Origin of the sequence: Bacillus sp. GC_Bacil_1 (genome assembly GCF_026540675.1) — a bacterium.
In the GTDB taxonomy this organism is placed as follows: Bacteria; Bacillota; Bacilli; order Bacillales; family Bacillaceae_G; genus Bacillus_A; species Bacillus_A cereus.
On the sequence record NZ_JALNUG010000022.1, the window covers coordinates 79,740 to 98,993 of the forward strand.

Sequence of the window (19,254 nt, forward strand, 5' to 3'; positions counted from 1 at the left end):
AAAACAGATTCTGTACTAATGCACAAAAAAATTCCTACATTGTTCTACAACAACATAGGAGGTTTTGTGTCGAATTATGTAATTTATTGTTTAATAATCTCTACCTTTTCCGGAATCAGAAATTTCTACTAATGCTTCAGGGTATGGTTCGAAATATGTTTGTCTTAATAAATACTTTTCATCAAATCGAATAGCCCATGATTTTAAAATTGTAAGTAAACTACTAAGTGGTATTTTCTTTTCTGCATACTTTTGTAACAGTTCTATAAAATGATCTTTTTCTTGTTTTTTTAACTTTGTTTTAAAATATCCAAAAATGTGCTCGCATACATTTACATTCGATGTATAACGGGGCGCACGCATAAATAATTCATATAAAGTCTTCTCATAGTTTTCAAATACCACTTCAATTTTTTCATTTTTTTGATTTGCAATTATACGCCCTAATTCCTTTTGTTTCACCTGATTATATGCCATAAATAAATATTTATTGTCCGACTGAAACGATACAAGGTCTTTTATATTTTTACTATGTTTAATCATTTTGTAATATGCGATTGTAAATAGCCTTGTAAAGAAATGCTCTCTAATAATAAAATTCGACAATCTGCCTTCCTCTTCAATAGGAAGATGCGAAAAATTTTTTACTACTGCTCCCCCAAATAAGCCAGCTCCTTTTCCCTTTGCTGGCGCTTTTTCAAAACCAGAATAAATTTTCACATCACGCGTACCACAACTTGGTGAACGATTCTTTAAAATAAAACCATCCACATCCGATATCGTTTGTAAAAAGTCATTTGAAAACTGCTCCATTTTTTCAGTAACGTCTTCTCGTGTCGACGGTTGCACAAGTCTATTCATACCATTTTCTTCTACAATTCGTATCGTTTCACGAGGAGTTCCCAATCCAATCTCCACTTCTGGACAAACAGGTATAAATGTAACAAATGGCTGCAAATTTCGTATTGTTACATCTGGAATCATCTCTCCATTATAACGACAAGCATCAAATTCTAAACATTTACTTACGACGATTGTTGGTTTTGCAAATTGTCGCATCTTATTACCTCCTTAGTGCTAGCCCGTATAATATAAATTGTACTAAGATTAACATTTTAAGCAAAGTTTGATTCATTTATTTTTATGAGAAATATATATCCAATGATATATTAACAATCATTCAACTCTATTTTCTATAAATGTGCGCCTTATTAATGAGGGTTTAGATATTGTGAAATGAATAATACACACTTGCTTCGGAGAAATTAATGATTAAGAAAGGAGGGATTGTTATGAAAAAGAAATTATCATCTATTTTAAGTGTTTTAGCACTATCTATTATGTTTTTAGGTACATCTACGCAAGCTGAATACGATGGAAATAATATGAATAGAGTTAATAACACTGATATTTCAACTCGAGTAAATGACAATAACTTAGACAGAGTTAATAATGATGTAAGAACTCGAAATGTAAATACAACAAATGATTTAAATGATAATCGTGATAAAAATAATAATTGGGCTTGGCTTGGTTTATTAGGACTAGCAGGATTATTAGGTCTTAGAAAAAGAGACAAAGAAACACGCTGATTTAGAATGTTTTTAGTAAACAAGTACTTATTTATCAAAAATATATAATGAAAATAAATCGCCTTTTTAAAGGCGATTTATTTTTACTTAAAAGTAATGTATGTAATTCACATTTCAACGCTTAAATTCGTGGAGTTAATCCATACAATATAAATTGAATCGTATTTTCGATTTCCATTTCATCATCCCATTTTTCTTCAGGCAATAATAAAAATCGTGTTAATAATAAACCTAATACAGCTGATAAAGTAAGACGTAATACGGAAGATGACGGTATTTCAATAATCTCTCCTTCTTCTTGAAATTTCACAATCAATTTTTTGAAATGTGAAAAAAGTTCTGTTTCTATTAATTGCTGTATTTCATTTTTTAGTTCTGGTTGAAATGGTACTTCTTGAATTAATATTTTTATCATAGGAAAGTGTTTTTGAGCAAATTTAAATCTATTATGAATTACAACCCTTAAAAGTCCTTCATACGATTCATACTCTGATTTAAATATTTCTTTTGCAAAGGTTTGTACGAAAAATGGTGCAGCGAACTTAGTTAAAGTTGGCATTACGACCGCTAGTAATAAATCTTTTTTCGTCTTATAGTAGCGGAAGATTGTTCCTTCCGCTACACCAGCCCGTTTTGCAATTTCACTTGTTGAAGTTGAAGCGTATCCTTTTTCTCCAAACATATCAACAGCCGCCTCTAATATTCGCATTTGACGTTCATTTCTTTTATCCGTATTAGTTGCAGCTATTAATTCCTCCAGCCAATCCTTCTGCATTTATAAAGCTCCTTTTTGTCATTATTATATTTTGCGATGTTTCTTTAAAGCAAATACATTTCCTACTGCAAATAATATTGAAAAAAGTAATAATACAGCAAGATCTAATGCAATCTCTGTAAACCCTTGATTCCGAATCATCACTTGTCTCATTGCGTCAGCGCCGTATGTGAGTGGAAATACTTTCCCTAACATTTGTAGCCACTTGTTCATAGATTCCATTGGAAACAATCCAGAAAAGAAGATTTGTGGCACAATAACAAGCGGTATAAATTGAATCATTTGAAATTCATTATTTGCGTATGCCGATAAAAACGTACCTAATGTTAGTGCAGTTAAAGAGAGCATACATGTAATAAGTAGCGTTAGCCATATAGATCCAGCTACGTATAAATCTAAAATATAAACGGAAAAACTTACGATAATAATGGATTGTATAAAGGCAAAGATTCCAAAACCAATAATATAACCTGCGACTATTTCCCATCTTCTTATTGGGGTGGATAATAACCTTTCTAGCGTACCACTTAAACGTTCTCTTACGAAGGATACACCTGATAATATAAATACAAAGAAAAATGTAAAGAAACCAATTAATACAGGACCAAGCCCATCAAACATCGTAAAGTCTTTAGAGCCATGTAAAAAATTTACTTCAGGTTTCATAATCGATACATCATTCTTCTCTGTGCTTTTTTGCAATACTTGAAGTACAGCACGATTTTTTGACGAATCACTACCTTCCAACAGAAGTTTCATTTTTCCATTCTCTATTCGAAGTATTGCATCTACCTTTTGTTTTTCTAACTCAGAAATCGCGTTTTCTTTACTGTATTCATAAATTGACGCTTCTTGATTTTTCATCACTTTTACTATTTGAGCGGGCATATCAACAACAGCAATTTGCGGTATATAGTCTTTTTGTGTAAACACTAGCGATAATAGCCAAAGTAATAACATTGGTGCCCCAAACATCATCGCTAACGAACGCTTATCTCGAAAAAATTGGCGAATAATACGAATGATTACACCAGTAACTCTCATGATGACACCACCTCTTCCAACAAAAAGACATCTTCAATCCGTCCAGATGACACGCGTTTTTTCAATTCTTCAGTTGTTCCAACCGCAACTAGTTTCCCTTCTCTAATTAATCCTAGACGCTCACAAAATTCAGCTTCATCCATAATGTGCGTCGTTACAATAATCGTTGTGCCTTTCTTTTTAAGATCATAAAATTTTTCCCAAATCGTTTTCCTAAGAAGCGGATCTATCCCCACTGTAGGCTCATCTAAAATTAATATTTCTGGTTCATGGAGGAGTGCTATTGCTAATGATAAGCGTTTTTTCATTCCACCTGAAAATTGTTGTACTTGCTTTTTCATATACTGTGACAATTGTACAAGTTCAAAAACCTCTGCAATTCTTGTCTTTTTACTTTTCCCCTTTAATCCATACATCGTTGCTATAAAATCTGCATTTTCATATGCTGACAATTCTTCATATAATGCATCCGCCTGGGCCATATAACCAATTCGTTTCATTTCATTTAAATTAGGCATATTAGTATTATTAACAAGCACTTCACCTTTCGTTGCCTCATTAATACCTGCAATCATTTTAATGAGCGTTGTTTTCCCCGATCCAGAAGGTCCAACAAAACCAAAAATCTCTGCTTTTTCAACTTGCAATGAAAGATTGTGTAACACTTCTTTTTTTCCAAAACTTTTTGATACAGTCCGTAAAATAATTGAAGGTTGTTGCACGTTTCATCCTCCTTTTCCAATAAAAATGAGTGAGTACTCACTTTTATTTTACTCTTGCTTAATTATATGTCAAACTTCGTTGATTAGTATGTATGTTCAATCACCGATATTAAAAAATGAAACAGAGTCGACATTAGAATTTCATTTCCTAAAGTCGACTCTGTTTCATTTAAACTATAAATTTCACTTTACGTTTTTAAATTCATATACTTCCGAATTCTAGCAACGTCTAAAGAATATTCGATAACTAATTGCTGTAACGGTAAAATAACTGTGTCAGGATATAAATGTGCATATTGTAATGTTTCTGCATATTTTTCTAACCTTTTTTCTAAATACTTTATTATTTGATCAGGATGACTTACTAATAAACATTTACAATAATAATGGATTTGTTCCTCAATCGCCGTGTATTCTTCAATTTCATATTCTTTATGCATGTGTACACCCCTTTAAGTTTTTTATATGAATTACTTATCACAATTTTCACTCGACAAATTTTAAGTTTTTTGATTATTTACACTATAACAAACACTGAGGGTCAAATTTTGTTACTTTATGTAACGTAGAAAATTTTTAACAAAATTGTAATGTTTACTCCTGCAAAATACAGAAAGCCCCTTTACTCATTTTTGTATAAAAAAAATCGTACAGCTTAATTTAGCTGCACGACTACAATTTCTGGCCTATTCAAAATCCTTTGCGGAATGATACTATTTCCTAATCCTCTACTCACTACCATTGATGTATTTTGTTCTACATATAAACCCGCTGTATATTTAGGTAAAACACCTTGATTTGGCGCAACTAATCCTCCGATAAATGGCAATCTAACTTGCCCTCCATGAGCATGTCCCGATAAAACCAAATCCAACCTCTCATTCGTATATTCCTTTATAAATTCAGGCCGATGGGATAATAATACATTATATTTATCTGGCTGCATTTCAATTTTCGCTTTTTTAATTTCATCTATTATAATATTTCCTTCATCACGGTTTCCAGTAACAAACTCTGGATCATCAATACCTAGCAAGTTTATTTCTTGCTCACCCTTTCGAATGCCTACATGTTCATTCCTTAAAACATTGACATCATATTTCTTCAACTCTTTTTCTAAATTGTTATACTTTCCAGACCATTGTTCATGGTTTCCTGTCACAAAATATACAGGATATTTCTTTACAATTTCTCGTATTAATTGCATACTAACTTCTGCATCGTATGATTTACTGTCAATTAAATCACCCGTAATCGCAATAATATCTGGGTCTATACTTTTTATTTTTTGAATTAACACATCTTGATTATCGCCAAATTTTTTATTGTGTAAGTCTGAAATTTGTAGAATTTTATACCCTTTAAAAGAGGATGGTATTTTACTAGAGGTTATTTTAACCTCAGTTATACTTATTAAATTGTTCTGTAAATATAAAAAGATACTACAACCTACTAATGTAGCAATAAGTAATATACTTCTTTTAATCTTCTTGCTCATATTCCCTCCTAAAATCTTCATCAATACTACAATTCTCAAAAACATTTCAATAGATTATTCTTTTTATCTAACGGTTCTCTTTTAAAGTGAAATCGATTTAACTACGATAATCAAGTACAAGTTTCTAATTTTAGGAACTGAAGAACTTATATCACTCTGTTGAAGTAAACATGCCCGGTTCTGTTCTAATCGTAACTCTATCATATAACATTAAAGCCGAAATTCCCAAGTTAAGGAATTTCAGCTTTTTGAGTTCGTATGAATATCTTAGTTTTAGTTCTATGTATCTTGCCGTTGTACATCTTAGTACATACCAGTTGTCTCTCTATATGTGGTGAGTTTTTTATCTTTTTCAATAATCAACTATGTATAAAACATTTAACTTAGTTAATACCCTTAATGAATATCATGCTTTTTAAAGTTTCCGCAACATCATATACAGTGACAAAGGCATTTTCATCAATTTCATGAATAAGTTCCTTCATTGTTTCTAAATTTTAAAATTATGTAGCGTCATTCCATTCAGACTTCAATATTGAATATTGATATTCATCAATCCACTGCCCTTTTAGCATGTAATTCTGTAATAAATGACCTTCTCTCCTCAACCCCACTCGTTCTAGTACAGAAATAGACTTATTATTTCGAACGTCCGAAAATGCAATCACTTTATGTTTCCGTAATGAATGAAATATGTAATTCAGTAAGGCACAAACAGCTTCAGTTGCATAGCCTTTCCCCTGATATTCTGGAGAAAGAGTAAATCCAATTTCTACAATGCGAGGTTCATTTACAAGTGTGTGAAGTGCACAATCTCCAATTATTTTGTTATTTTCAGCCAAAGCAATTGCGAACTGAAACCAAGTACCTGGTAGATTAGGATTATTTTTAACTTGTTCATTTACAAACGTTTTAGCCTCATGATATTGATAATTAACCCATGACTGAAATCTAGCCACTTCTGGATTAGAACGATAAAAATGAAAGTAGTTAGTGTCATCCATACTAAACCTTCTCAAAATAAGGCAATCTGTTCTCCAAAAGACTTGATTGTCATTCTCCATAACTATTCAACCTCTTTTCTACATTAATAATATCTTTATATTACATATGTATAAATAGTTTACATGCTTATAAAAAAGCGATTCTTTTCACATTAAAAAGAATCGCTTTCCAAGTTCTTATTTTTAATTATATTACATAAAGAATTGAGAGATTATTATTTAAGAGCCTTAACTATAACTTCCGTTGCCTCTGCAATGAGTTGATTATCATAGGTAGCCTCTTTCTCATCTTTACTAGATAAAATTGCGATGATAATTGGTGCTCTATTTGGAGGCCAAACGATAGCAATATCATTTCTTGTCCCGTAACTGCCAGCACCTGATTTATCTCCAACTACCCAGTCAGTTGGTACGCCTGCACGAATAAGTTTGTCCCCTGTAGCATTTCCTTTCATCCACTCTGTAAGAATTTTACGTTTTTCAGCTGGAAGTGCATTTCCGACCGTAAAAGCTTTAAGATTCGTAGCAATTGCTTTCGCTGTACTAGTGTCACGAATGTCTCCTGGAATAGCTTCGTTTAATTCTGTTTCAAAGCGATCAGACATAGTAACCCGATCCCCCATCTTTCTAAGCGCTTTTTCATATCCTTTAGGTCCGCCTATTTTATTAAATAAAATGTTCCCTGCAGTATTATCACTTGAACGAACAGCAGCCTCAGCAATTTCTCCTAGTTTCATTCCAGTATCTACATGTTTCTCTGTAACAGGTGAATAATCCACTAAGTCTTCTTTCGTAAATGTGATTACTTCATTTAATGTATCAATTGAGTTTTGCTGTAGTAATACTCCTGCAGCTAAAGCCTTGTAGGTTGATGCGAAGGCAAATCTTTCGTTAGATCGATAAGAAATTGTTTGATTTGTACCAGTATCAATCGCATATACACCTACTCGAGCATCAAATTTTTTCTCAAGTTGAGAGAACTCTTTATGCGTCGCCTGATTTTTATGTTTCACTTGTCCAGTCTTTTCTTTCGCTTCAACTTGCAGTGCCCCTCCTGTAAAAGCTTCTAAGCTTGTAATACTTAAACCTAATATACCAACGCATATTCCTATTTTTAGCATCCTCTTATTTTTCAAAATCATCATTCCTTCCAAATTTTTAGCACCTTTTTATACGTACACATAATAGACAATCACCGAACCAAATTTGTTCCATAAACTAAAAAAATTATAGCTAGTATGAGAGTTATTAACAAAATAAGAGATAGTAGCTACGACGCCTCTATCTCCTATTTCATATTTCATTTTTTTACTTATAAATGGCTTTATATGAACAGGTTCTTTCCCTGAGAAAAGTACTCTAATTTTGCTTAGAACTACCTGTACTAGTAGCTTCACCATGTATACGTTGCTGTTTTAAATCAAAGTATACATCTAATACTTCCTTTCCGATTATAGAATTAATTCCATTTTTATCATCATGAAGCCATGGAACTACTACGGAAAATGCTACTTCTGGATTATCATATGGAGCATATCCAACTAACGTTAAGTTGTAACATTCCATACGTTCTCCTTTTGCATTTCTACCAATCGGGTCATCTCCACCATATACAGTTTGGGCTGTTCCTGTCTTTCCTGCTGGTTTATATGGCGCGTTTTTGAAATATTTCACGCCAGTTCCATCACCTTCTTGGAATACCCATCTAAACCCTTCTTTTATCCGATCAATATGTTCTTTCTTCATATCAATTCGATTTAATACGACAGGCTCTATGGAACGTATAACTTTGCCAACCTCTTCTTTTATTGATTGTTCTCGTATTTCTTGTACAATTTGAGGTTGCATTCTATAACCACCATTCGCAATCGTTGAAATATATTGCGCTAATTGCAACGGCGTATACGTATCATACTGACCGATAGAAAAATCTAGTAAAAACCCAGGTTGACTATCTACTTTTCTCGTTTGTCCAATTATTTCATTCGGTAAATCAATACCTGTTGGGACACCTAAACCAAATTGCTTGAAATAATAGCGCATCGTATCAAATGCTCCTTGTTTAATATCCAATGAGCCATTTGGTACGTAATTAACTCCCGCAATTTTTAAAGCTGTCTGGAACATGTATACATTCGAAGATACTTGTAAAGCCCGTAAATCATTAATATTACCAAATCCGGATACATTCCACGATTTCTTAGCTTGTGTACCTTTAAATTTCATCGGCGCGTCATAAAATTGATCTCCTGGATGTATTGCGCCTGTCTCATATCCAGTTAATAAAGTAGCACCTTTTACAGCTGACCCTAGCTCATACGAAGTTGTCATGTTTCCTAATGCCAAATCCTCAACCTCTATTTTCCCTTCTTTTTCTACAATCTTTTTGCCTGCCATTGATAAAATTTGTCCGTTATTTGGATTCGTCATGACAACAAAAGCTCGATCGAGCAGTGGCTCTGAACTCTTAAAAGCTCTCAAGTTTTTCTCTATACTTTCTTCCACTTTCTTTTGTAATTCCATATCAATCGTTAATGTTAAACTATTACCACTTTTTCCTTTAGAGATTATTTCTGTGCTAACAATGTTTCCTGATTTATCAGTAATATTTTTCACTTCTTCTTTTGTGCCGTGTAATACATCTTCATATCGTTGTTCAATATAACTTTTTCCAACACGATCATTACGGTTATATCCACGTACTAAATAAGAATCTAAATTTTCTTTCGGTAATCCTTCTTCACTACTCGTAATATTTCCTAATACAGAACGAAATAAATTACCGTTTACATAATTACGTTCCCAATCAACAGTTGCATCTACTCCTGGAAAATTCGCAAGATTTTCGCTTATCCGCGCATACTCTTCATCTGTTACATCTTTTTTAATGATTTGTGGTGTTAGTTGATAACCTGAACTCATTTTACTTTTAATAGCTAACACCTTTAAATCTTGTGCTGTTAATTCTGCTAATTCTACCTCTGTAACACGACCTCGTCTTAAGTCTTCTATTTTTTTATCTAACTCTTTTCCCTCTATACCCTTTTCTTTAAACTTTTCTATATCTTTCTTAGTAATCTTTGTCTCCGCACGTTTCGAATTCAACTGCATCCAAAAATCTTTTTTATCGATATCTGTTAATTTATTTATATCTTGTTCAGGCATTTCAAGTACTTTCGCCAAGTCTTTTGCTATTTTTAAAATATCTTCACTCGTAATTCCCTTCACCCTTGTATACGTAATTGTGCGAAGAGATTTATTATTAACAACTGTTTTCCCTTCTCGATCTAAAATTTGTCCACGTGGAACTGGAATACTAGTTATTGCATTTTGACTACTTTCCACTTGGTTCTTATAAGCCTCTCCCTCAACGATTTGTATCTTTCCTAGCTGCATAATAATAGCTGAGAATAGTACAAATATGCAAAGGAACATTATATTTAATCGAATAGATATATATGTCTTCTGCTTCTTGCCTTTTTGTTCTTTCATAAATCCTCCATTTAATCCTTTCAGAAATTGCTACAAATACTAAAAGCATTCCTTATATATTAGATACCGATAATCGGTTATAAATATCGCCTCAATTTTTTGCTTAATCCTTGTAAGCAACCATTTCTTTTCGTTTAGATACGGAATTAATAACTCTCCCTTCCTGTTTTCTCTCTATTTTTTTGCCACTTGCATGAGAAGTGCTAAACTGTATAATGACTCTTATTAAACTTACATATAAACTTGCTAGTAAATTTTCATGCTAATTATTCCTTTCTTCATGCTGTAATACTTAATAGACAACCTAAACAATAAAGTTGTTCCACATTTACAAAAAAAATAATTAAATATAAGATGAAATAGGCTACATAAGGGAGGGTTATATGTTACATATAAAAAGATGGAGATTTTTTGCGGTTTTTTCTATCGTAGGTTTGATTTTACTAATTTTATTAAAAATCAACTTCATTTCAATTACTATCGCAACTTCTTCAGCTGAAAGAGGAAAGATTTTTGATCAAAATGGTGTAATACTAGCTACAAATAAGAAAGTTAAGTCTCTATATTGCACTTCTAATGACGAAAAGCTATCGAAACAAGATACATCAAACACATTAGCTTTTTTTAATCAATTTTCAAGCGAATTTCAACATGATATTTCTACAGAGAACATAAAATCTCAATTACAACAATCTTGTAAAAAGCAGACTATGAATGATATACCGTTATACTCTGATATAACTGAGAATGAACTTGCATTCATAAACAAAAACAAACCCAATAATGTAATAATTAAAGATGAATGGATTCGATATTATCCTAAACACGAAATTGGTTCACAAGTAATTGGGTATGTAGAAAATGACCTTAATTCAAAGCATAAGGCTGTTGGAAAAAGCGGGATTGAGCTGCAATATGAAAATGATTTAAAAGGAAAACCAGGTAAAACTCTTATTTTTAAATTGAATAATAAAAAGTTCTTATGGAACATTCAAAACGTACAAAAAGGTAAAGATGTACGGCTAGCTTTAGACTCTGAGTTGCAGCAAAAGGCAGAAGAAGCATTAAAATCTCAAATTAAGAAAACACCTGATGCTAAAGCTGGTTATGCTGTAGTGAGCGATGCGAAAACTGGCGCAATTTTAACTATGGCCAACTCGGTAGTTTTTGATCCAAATATATTAAATACACATGTATCTTCTAGAAAAGAAAACATTAAATCTCTTTCGCAAAATAAAGCAATTCAAAAATTAAAGTATGGTGAATCTTATGTAAATATGGCTTCTACTATAAAACCACTTACTATTTTAATTGGATTAAATGAAAAGCTTTTTCAACCCGAAGATACTTATTTAGATAAAGGTACTTTTCAATATGATAATCAAAATAACATTACGAATGCGCCTGGAACACCAACAGGGGAGATTACACCGAGGCAGGCTATCATTAATTCATCTAACACATTTATGACAGCAAAAGTAGCTCTGCCCCTATTCAACCAAAATAATGGGAATATAGAAAAAGTGGCACATATATGGACAGATTATTTAATGCAATTCGGCCTACGTTCTAAAACCGGGATTGATTTACCCTATGAAGAAGACGGACAATATCAATTCCATCCATCTAATAAGTTTGAAAATGGAATCTCCGCTTTATTAAACGCCTCTTGGGGAGGAAATGAAGTGCATACCCCTCTTCAACTCGCTCAATATGCAGCAACTTTGGCAAGTAAAGGTGATAAATATAAACCTCAAACTGTAAGTGCAATTATTAGTCCGGACGGTAAGGAAACAAAAAAGTTTAAACCAATTTTAGAAAGTTCAAATCGTTACCCGATGAACTTTTGGAGTGTCGTGCAAGGTGGAATGAGTCAAAATATAGAGGAAATTAAAAAGTTGCCCTTTGACGTCGCAGGTAAAACAGGTATTACAGGTTTTCCGAATGAGCAAGAAAGAATGATAAATCATTCTCTTTTCATTGCATATGCTCCTACCGAAGATCCACAAATTGCCGTTTCTGTCGTTATTCCTGGTAGTAATTCAGAAAAAAACATCGCTGCTCTCGTTACATCAGAAATTTTAGAGTCTTGGCATACACTTCAAAAAGAGAATAAAAACAAAGAGGAAGGTTCATTAAAGTGAACCTTCCTCTTTTACCAAATAGAATCTATATTTATTATTTTCCATTCACCATTATCATTTTTTTCGAACATAAATGAATACTTAATATCAGTTAAAACATACTCTTTTTGTACGTATCCAGTATTGCCATTAATTGTCGATATTTTTATATATCCATCATTTTGCACTTTTTCTGGAATCCAAGCTTTTACCATTTCATTAGATACTTCATATAACACTTGTGATTCTCGTTTTGGTTCAGCTAAAATTTTCGTTTTATTTCCAGTAACCGTTGCATATATAAAATGCGCTTGCTTTGGTTGGTTACTTTCTGTCAATCCACTTGGTACTTTGTATACTTTTTTTGTATCATTTGCAAACTCTCCCCCCATTGTAAGAGCGACTTGCAACTCATGAAAAATATCTTCATCAAACTTCAGTTCATCCTTTTTATAACTCTTCCCTTTAAATAGAACTTCATCATTTAACGCTTTGTACAGGTCATTTTCATTTTTTGAGTTCGTACTTTGATATAGTTCATTCATAAATTGTTTTAATGATGGATCTTGAGCAGACTCATCTTTTGTTTTAGGCTTAATTTGAGTACTACTTTGTACCGGTGATTTATTATCATCAAGCCAAGGTTGTTGAACAATGAAAAATAACATTGTACAAACCAAAACAACTACAATAGGTAATGCTTTTTTACGAAATGGTCTTTTATGTTTTACAAAATCCACTTCATTATTTTCATATATAGACTGCTTTATTTTAGAAATAAATTCTTCTTCATCTTTACGATTCTCCATTGGCCCTTTTTTTATTTTTCTATACCAGTCCGGATTTTGTTTATTGTTCATCACTACTACCCTCCCCTATTAATTTTGAAACCTTACTTCTCGCTCTACTTAATCTCGATTTTACAGTTCCAATGGATACTCCTAATGTTTCAGCCATTTCTTCATAAGATAATTCATATTTTGCGTCCAATATAATTATTTCACGGTGCTTTTTAGGTAGTTCTAATACAACCTTCCACACATCATTCATTTCTTCTTGCTTAAAAAATTCTTGTTCTGCTGACAGGGATTGCTTATCGTCACTAAAAAATCCTATTAAAGATATCCTTTTAAAATAAGAGGATTTCAAATAGTTTATTGCCGTATTTCTTGTGATTTTTAATATCCACGTTTTAATAGATGACTCCTTTCGAAATGAATTCCAATTTTTAAACACCTTTATAAATACATCTTGCGTGATATCATCTGATAAGTGTGGATCTTTCGTAATAATAAATGAATAATTCCATACATCTTGCCAATAGTCTTTTATAACATAGTCCAGCTCATCATGATTACACTTTTCAATAAACGTCTGTTCCATTTCCACACCTCAAACTTATTTGAATAAACATAAAAACTGCCCTCACTTTTATTATGGTTTCAATATATAGACAAGATACAAGTTTCATTTGTTCCATTGTTTATCTTTTTTCAAGCAGAATAATACTACTAAAAAACAAGTAAAGCATACAATGATAAAATTCTACTCATGAAAATCTGTTTTTTGAATTTAACGTAACACTCCACTTGTCCATTTCAATTTGCTATCTCCTTCTATTTGCCATTAACAATGTCAACTTTTCTAGAATCACAGCAAAAAAGCATTCTTTCTAATCGAGAATGCTTTTTTGAAATTTAATTGTTCTATATTTTCCCCAATTTATATCTTTGAGTTAAGCAAACATGTAATAAATTTAGTCAAAAAATTCACCATATAATTAAGTATTATTTCTGAAATACATGTTTTACTTTTTCACCTGGAACGTTACTTCCTCCTCTTCCTTTTACATCTTCAATCATCATTGTAACAATCATGTCTGGCGCATTTGCATCGAAAGCTGCGAACCATCCCAGTTCTTTTCCGTCTGCTTCTTTCGACTCTTTCAGTTCTGCTGTGCCAGTTTTACCAGCAAGCGTTACACCATCAACCTTTGCAATTCTCCCTGCACCATCAGGGTCATTAATGACTTTGATTAATGCACTCTTTAATATCTCTTGATTCTTTTTAGAAACCACATTTTCTTTCCAATTCCCTGCTACTTTTGCTTCTTTTAAAAGATGTGGCGACGGAATATTCCCTTCATTCACAATCGTTGCATATGTTAATGCTAAATGAAGTGGCGTCATTAATACTTGTCCTTGTCCATAGCCCGTGTCTGCTAGTTGAATATCGTTTTTTATCCCATCTTTTGCAATGATTGAAATAGGAAATTCGTATTCGATTGGTAATTTTTCATGAAATCCGTACTTTTTAAATTCCTTTACATACTGATCTTTTCCCATTTTCAAAGCTTGTTGAGCAAAATAAATATTATCAGAGTACTTCATTGCCTTATCAAAATCAATTGGACTTGCATCCTTTACACGCGTTACATAGTAATTTCCCCAAGATGAATCTTTTGTCCACTTCAATCCTTGAATTTTAAATTCTTCCTTCGGATTTATTGTGTTTGTTTCCAAACCAATTGCACCTGTGATCGTTTTAAATACGGAACCTGGTACAAATGCTTGTGTAAAGCGATTCGTCATTGGTAGTTTCGAGTCGTTACTCCATGCTTCTCGTTGGGCTTTCGATGCTCCTCTAACTATTATATTTGGATTATAAGCAGGGCTACTTACAAGTGCGATTGTTTCACCTGTTTTAGGATTGACCGCTGCACTAGACCCTGCTTCAGTTTTCATCTCATTAAAGATTTTTTCTTGAATTGCAGCATCAATTGTTAACGTAACATTTTCTCCTTCTTTTGCTTCTTTTTTTGCTACGTTTTTAATCTCTTTCCCCTTCTCATCTTCTATAAATACGCGTCCACCCTTTTCACCACGCAATTTATTTTCTAACACTTTCTCTAAACCGGTCTTACCTACTAAATCATCTGCTTGATAACCTTGTTTTTGAAGTGATTTTAACTCCTCCGCATTCACCTTTCCGATATATCCAGTTAAGTGTGCCGCTGCTTCACCTAATGGATACGTACGAATATTTACTGGGCGAGATGAAACTCCTTCTAATTCAATATAATCATTCTGTCTGGTTCCCTCTTTTAAAATACCAATTGGTACAAAGGAGTCTGGTTTTATCCATTTTGCTGTGAGCTTTTGTTCGACCTCTTCTATAGACATATCAAGTAATTGTGCTACTATTTCTTTCGTTTGCACTGCTGTTTCGCCTAGTTTCTCTGGAATAATTCCAACCTCAGTTGCTTTACCATTCGTTGCAAGCCCTTTTCCATTGCGATCATATATTTCTCCGCGTTTTCCTTGCTCTATTTGCATACGTACTTTGTAATCTTTTTTCATACCTGGGAAGATGAAGTCTGGTGTCCAATCTGTTTTCCAAGACTCTTTATCTTTCACAAGTTTTGCTTCATGGATGAATGAAACTGGTCCTACATCCGTATCCATCTTAACTTCAAAAAGAAAAAGCTCTTTATCTTTCGTATTCTCTCCTTTCATTTTAACTTTTAAATTCTTAGCTCCAATCCCCTCATAGATTTTTTGATATTTTTCTGTAAATTCTTTTTTAGAAATCGATTTTTTGGCATGATCTGATAAATGATCATACATATTTGCAAACTTTTTATCATTCCATAAATTAATATATTCTTCAAATGCTTGTTTTGGCGGTTCGTTTTTATTACATCCTACCAACATAACTGCGAAACAAATGAAAAACAGCATCCATAATTTTTTCAATTCAATCTTCTCCCTTAGTTAAAAATGATGATTCCTTTCTTAATTTATTTAATAAAAAATGTTTTAACGCTTAATAGACAGTGAAAGTAAGGATATTGTTCCATATTTACAAAAAACTAAAAAAGAGTGATAAGAATTCCGTAAATTTGGAATCCTCATCACTCTCGTTTGATATTGTGCAAATCATGAATATGAAATAATAATTTCTAATTTTAAAAAATAATTTTAATTTTCCAACTAACGAGATAAAAATCATGTATTTGTTCTATTTTTAATAATTCATAAATTCGTTGAAATGTTCGCATCAAATTCATCTGATGTTTTGGTATCTATTTTTCTCCCATCAATTGTCATCTTTATTTTTTGTTTTTGGTTTGCTGTTACCACCCAAGCGTTCGGTAAATAACGATCTTCATGGGATAATGTAGACGGTGAATTTATAACCTTTCCTCCTAAATATAGCGTAGCAGAAGAACCTCCATCCATTGCCATTGCATTTATAGCGCCTTTTTCATATAGAATATCTTGACACTCTTTTAACGTAGCCCCTATACTATGCGTCTGTCTACCGTCAATAACTAGAAACATAATTGTACCATCTTCTTTTTGGGCCATAATACTTCTTGGAGCCGACCCCCAACCGCCGTCTCCTTCTGTAATCATTTTTTCTCCATTTACAATTAACTGTGGCATAAATCCAGCTGCGGAAACGACTTGTTTATCCAACAGTTGTTGGGTAGAATAATTTCCTGTTATCATTTGACCAAACTTTGTTAATCCCGTAATAATTGTAGGGGCATTTCTATCCATATTTGTATCAATAGCTTTCCCATTTTCTATCACAATTCCAGTAGCAACATTTCCTCCACCCCTTCCTGTTTCGTCAGCAAATCCACTTGCATTCACAGCAACAAGTGCATGATTACGTTTTGCCATTACGCTAATTTTTTCTCCCCTGTTAGCGCCCTGTGTTCCTTGATGGCTAACAAGTTTAACATTGAAGGGATTGCTAATAGTAACTAATTTTCCTTCAAAAAGAAAGCGACTATCTTTGTTACTTTTAATCGTTTCTACATCAATTTCTAATGGCTGATTTTTAAATTCTTCTAATCTTTTTCCTGCTATTTTTTTATAAATATGCTCATCACTATTTGACCATTTTGGATGATTAATTCTATCTTGCAATTTATCTAGTTCCTTTTGGGATAGGAATGTATACTTCGCATATTGTGGATGCTGAGAAGTTAGTATACTCCCAGCCATTGTTATGCGAAGCTCCCGGCCATAGCTAGTACCAAATAATATTCCTATGCCAATAAGCATGAAAATAGACAATAGAAGCAAAATTCGTTTGAAGATTTTTCTTAGATGTTTCATAGTTTTATCCTCCGGTATTAATTACATTCAATGAATCTTTTAAAATATTTTTTAATAAAGACAAAGGTGTTTGATTTCCTCATGCCTGAATTCCCCGCTATATTTTAGCAATTAGGGCAAAATACTTATTCCGAATTTCATTTTTTCAGTGTATATTTATAAATTTAATAACATTTTTGCAACCATGAAATAAATTACTAATCCTGTTCCGTCAACAAATGTTGTAATAAATGGACCTGAAACAACTGCAGGATCTAGTTTTAATTTTCTTAGAATCAAAGGTAAAACAGCTGCTACAAGAGAGGCCCAAATAACAATAAATAATAAAGTAATTGCTACAACTTGTGCAACTTCTGTTCCAACTCCTAACATATAAGCACGAGTGAGCCCAGCTATCCCAAGTGCAAGTCCAAGAAGCATACCTATTGCAAATTCCTTTTTCATTACACGGAAAATGTCTTTAAATTTCACCTCTCCAATACCAATTGCACGAGTAATTGTTGCTACAACCTGTGTTCCTGTATTCCCTCCAGTACCTACTAATAATGGAACAAAGAAAGCAAGGGCAACTACAGTTTCAATTTCGTCTTCAAAATACTTTAATACTGTACCTGTATATGCCTCAGCAACAAAAAGAAGTAATAACCATGGTAGACGTTTGAAGAAAATACTCCAAACGCTAGCTTCAAAGTAAGATTGATTCAACGGTTCACTTCCGCCTAACTTTTGAATATCTTCTGTAGCTTCTGCTTCCATAACATTCATTACGTCATCAAATGTTATAATACCAATCATTTTATTATTTACTGTTATCACAGGTATGGCTGCTAAATTATAATTTAGTAGCTTTTTTACAACTTCTTGCTGGTCAACTTCAGCATGTACTGAAATTACCTCTGGCATCATGATAGTAGATAATATCTCTTCATCTGCTGCTAGTAATAACTCATGTATGGAAACGATTCCCTCAAGATAACCATGACTATCAAGAACATAACTATAAGATATTGATTCTACATTTTCAGAATGTTCCCTAATGTACTTCAATGTCATTTTTACTGACCAATTTCCTCTAACTGCAACAAAATCACTTGTGACAAGACTTCCTGCCGTTTCAGGTTTGAAATTCATCAATTTTTTTACGTTATGTTTTGTAATTTTGTCTAGATACGCCATTAATTTAGCTTGTTTTTCAGGATGAACCGCTAGAAGTAAATCTACTAATTCATCAATCGGTTGTAAATTTAGTAACTTTTTAGCTTTGTTTTCAGATAAGTGAATTAAGATATTATATTTTTCTTCTGCACTCATATATTGAAGAATTTTAGAGCTTTTTAATACGGGAATCGTATTTAGCAATATGATTTGATCTTCAATTGAAAATCTTTTTACTTCTTGCGCAACATCATACGACGGAAGACGTAAAACTTTCTCTGCATCCAAATTATTTTTGGTTACAAGTAATTCTTTTAATAATTTCTTCATGTTAACTCCTCCTCATATTGCTAAGGGAGACTCTAGAGTTTCATGAGTGGTTTTGTTTTATTTTATCTGTCTAAAATTTTTTATTAGAGCAATAATAGTTACATTGCAATCAATTCATTATTTAGAATTACCTCCTTTTTGAATATAGACAAGATAAAAATAAATAACATTAAACAGAAAAACCTTTACTCAAAAAGGAGTAAAGGTTTTATCACAATACAAATAAATGATTATTAAGACAGCTCTGCCGAAATCACAGAGGTGCCTTTCTACCAAATCGTATACCACTCCCTCGTTGAGTTTTAGCACTGTATAGCATAGGTTTTTATAACCAGCTACATTAAGAAGGGCCTTAATCCGACCGTTCCTGTTGACCCATTGGCGTCT

General features: G+C 32.7%; 16 protein-coding genes, 1 pseudogene and 1 riboswitch. Of the genes and pseudogenes, 2 read left to right on the forward strand and 15 right to left on the reverse strand.

Annotated elements, in window-relative coordinates; all coding sequences use genetic code 11:
- Positions 1-90 precede the first annotated feature (90 nt).
- A complete protein-coding gene (locus OXT04_RS25425) occupies positions 91-1,059 on the reverse strand; it encodes a YbgA family protein (RefSeq protein ID WP_086385285.1) in 969 nt (322 codons plus the stop codon).
- 233 nt (positions 1,060-1,292) lie between these two features.
- Here OXT04_RS25425 and OXT04_RS25430 point away from each other — a divergent pair, with 233 nt between their 5' ends.
- A complete protein-coding gene (locus OXT04_RS25430; protein ID WP_000728156.1) occupies positions 1,293-1,592 on the forward strand; it encodes a WGxxGxxG family protein in 300 nt (99 codons plus the stop codon).
- A gap of 121 nt (positions 1,593-1,713) precedes the next feature.
- Here the strand turns inward: OXT04_RS25430 and OXT04_RS25435 are convergent, their stop codons facing one another.
- The 9 genes and pseudogenes from OXT04_RS25435 to OXT04_RS25475 form a co-directional block, all read right to left on the reverse strand.
- Positions 1,714-2,367, reverse strand: coding sequence for a TetR/AcrR family transcriptional regulator (locus OXT04_RS25435; RefSeq protein WP_016098539.1), 654 nt, complete (start codon positions 2,365-2,367; stop codon positions 1,714-1,716).
- A 24-nt stretch (positions 2,368-2,391) separates the two neighbouring features.
- A complete protein-coding gene (locus OXT04_RS25440) occupies positions 2,392-3,411 on the reverse strand; it encodes an ABC transporter permease (protein ID WP_001266734.1) in 1,020 nt (339 codons plus the stop codon).
- Positions 3,408-4,133 (reverse strand): ABC transporter ATP-binding protein, encoded by a 726-nt coding sequence (locus OXT04_RS25445; RefSeq protein WP_001187075.1) that lies wholly within the window; start codon positions 4,131-4,133, stop codon positions 3,408-3,410. Before OXT04_RS25445 ends, OXT04_RS25440 begins: the two co-directional genes overlap by 4 nt.
- Positions 4,134-4,321: 188 nt before the next feature.
- Positions 4,322-4,573 carry a hypothetical protein gene (locus OXT04_RS25450; protein ID WP_000548621.1) on the reverse strand — a complete coding sequence of 84 codons (252 nt, stop codon included), beginning with the start codon at positions 4,571-4,573 and terminating at the stop codon, positions 4,322-4,324.
- A gap of 215 nt (positions 4,574-4,788) precedes the next feature.
- A complete protein-coding gene (locus tag OXT04_RS25455) occupies positions 4,789-5,631 on the reverse strand; it encodes a metallophosphoesterase (RefSeq protein WP_053564455.1) in 843 nt (280 codons plus the stop codon).
- 396 nt (positions 5,632-6,027) lie between these two features.
- Positions 6,028-6,116: pseudogene (locus tag OXT04_RS25460) on the reverse strand (DUF2179 domain-containing protein); the annotation flags it as partial.
- An 18-nt stretch (positions 6,117-6,134) separates the two neighbouring features.
- On the reverse strand, positions 6,135-6,695 hold the full coding sequence (locus OXT04_RS25465; protein WP_086388015.1) for a GNAT family N-acetyltransferase: 561 nt from the start codon (positions 6,693-6,695) through the stop codon (positions 6,135-6,137).
- 155 nt (positions 6,696-6,850) lie between these two features.
- Complete coding sequence (gene bla, locus OXT04_RS25470) at positions 6,851-7,777, reverse strand: class A beta-lactamase Bla1 (RefSeq protein WP_016512811.1); 927 nt, start codon at positions 7,775-7,777, stop codon at positions 6,851-6,853.
- Positions 7,778-7,994: 217 nt separating this feature from the next.
- Positions 7,995-10,127, reverse strand: a complete 2,133-nt coding sequence (locus OXT04_RS25475) for a peptidoglycan D,D-transpeptidase FtsI family protein (RefSeq protein WP_097822267.1) — start codon at positions 10,125-10,127, stop codon at positions 7,995-7,997.
- 383 nt (positions 10,128-10,510) lie between these two features.
- On the opposite strand from OXT04_RS25475, the gene OXT04_RS25480 reads away from it, so the two are divergent.
- Positions 10,511-12,271 (forward strand): peptidoglycan D,D-transpeptidase FtsI family protein, encoded by a 1,761-nt coding sequence (locus OXT04_RS25480; RefSeq protein ID WP_267418450.1) that lies wholly within the window; start codon positions 10,511-10,513, stop codon positions 12,269-12,271.
- Positions 12,272-12,282: 11 nt separating this feature from the next.
- On the opposite strand, the gene OXT04_RS25485 is transcribed toward OXT04_RS25480, so the two are convergent.
- From OXT04_RS25485 to mgtE, 5 genes are all read right to left on the reverse strand, one after another.
- Positions 12,283-13,110, reverse strand: a complete 828-nt coding sequence (locus OXT04_RS25485; RefSeq protein WP_001060761.1) for an SH3 domain-containing protein — start codon at positions 13,108-13,110, stop codon at positions 12,283-12,285.
- The gene (locus OXT04_RS25490; protein ID WP_000438327.1) at positions 13,100-13,633 is read right to left on the reverse strand and encodes an RNA polymerase sigma factor; all 534 of its coding nucleotides are present in this window, start codon (positions 13,631-13,633) and stop codon (positions 13,100-13,102) included. The genes OXT04_RS25485 and OXT04_RS25490 overlap by 11 nt, the downstream gene beginning before the upstream one ends.
- A gap of 404 nt (positions 13,634-14,037) precedes the next feature.
- The gene (locus OXT04_RS25495; RefSeq protein WP_267418454.1) at positions 14,038-16,005 is read right to left on the reverse strand and encodes a penicillin-binding transpeptidase domain-containing protein; all 1,968 of its coding nucleotides are present in this window, start codon (positions 16,003-16,005) and stop codon (positions 14,038-14,040) included.
- 279 nt (positions 16,006-16,284) lie between these two features.
- The gene (locus OXT04_RS25500) at positions 16,285-17,382 is read right to left on the reverse strand and encodes a phosphodiester glycosidase family protein (protein ID WP_000681834.1); all 1,098 of its coding nucleotides are present in this window, start codon (positions 17,380-17,382) and stop codon (positions 16,285-16,287) included.
- A gap of 156 nt (positions 17,383-17,538) precedes the next feature.
- On the reverse strand, positions 17,539-18,867 hold the full coding sequence (gene mgtE / locus OXT04_RS25505; protein WP_000734827.1) for a magnesium transporter: 1,329 nt from the start codon (positions 18,865-18,867) through the stop codon (positions 17,539-17,541).
- 280 nt (positions 18,868-19,147) lie between these two features.
- A riboswitch (M-box (ykoK) riboswitch) is annotated at positions 19,148-19,254 on the reverse strand. This riboswitch is flagged as partial in the annotation.

Coding starts and splice junctions, on each gene's coding strand:
- OXT04_RS25425 (WP_086385285.1), bottom strand. CDS start 1,059: ATGCGACAATTTGCAAAACCAACAATCGTCGTAAGTAAATGTTTAGAA.
- OXT04_RS25430 (WP_000728156.1), top strand. CDS start 1,293: ATGAAAAAGAAATTATCATCTATTTTAAGTGTTTTAGCACTATCTATT.
- OXT04_RS25435 (WP_016098539.1), bottom strand. CDS start 2,367: ATGCAGAAGGATTGGCTGGAGGAATTAATAGCTGCAACTAATACGGAT.
- OXT04_RS25440 (WP_001266734.1), bottom strand. CDS start 3,411: ATGAGAGTTACTGGTGTAATCATTCGTATTATTCGCCAATTTTTTCGA.
- OXT04_RS25450 (WP_000548621.1), bottom strand. CDS start 4,573: ATGCATAAAGAATATGAAATTGAAGAATACACGGCGATTGAGGAACAA.
- OXT04_RS25455 (WP_053564455.1), bottom strand. CDS start 5,631: ATGAGCAAGAAGATTAAAAGAAGTATATTACTTATTGCTACATTAGTA.
- OXT04_RS25465 (WP_086388015.1), bottom strand. CDS start 6,695: ATGGAGAATGACAATCAAGTCTTTTGGAGAACAGATTGCCTTATTTTG.
- bla (WP_016512811.1), bottom strand. CDS start 7,777: ATGATTTTGAAAAATAAGAGGATGCTAAAAATAGGAATATGCGTTGGT.
- OXT04_RS25475 (WP_097822267.1), bottom strand. CDS start 10,127: ATGAAAGAACAAAAAGGCAAGAAGCAGAAGACATATATATCTATTCGA.
- OXT04_RS25480 (WP_267418450.1), top strand. CDS start 10,511: ATGTTACATATAAAAAGATGGAGATTTTTTGCGGTTTTTTCTATCGTA.
- OXT04_RS25485 (WP_001060761.1), bottom strand. CDS start 13,110: ATGAACAATAAACAAAATCCGGACTGGTATAGAAAAATAAAAAAAGGG.
- OXT04_RS25490 (WP_000438327.1), bottom strand. CDS start 13,633: ATGGAACAGACGTTTATTGAAAAGTGTAATCATGATGAGCTGGACTAT.
- OXT04_RS25500 (WP_000681834.1), bottom strand. CDS start 17,382: ATGAAACATCTAAGAAAAATCTTCAAACGAATTTTGCTTCTATTGTCT.
- mgtE (WP_000734827.1), bottom strand. CDS start 18,867: ATGAAGAAATTATTAAAAGAATTACTTGTAACCAAAAATAATTTGGAT.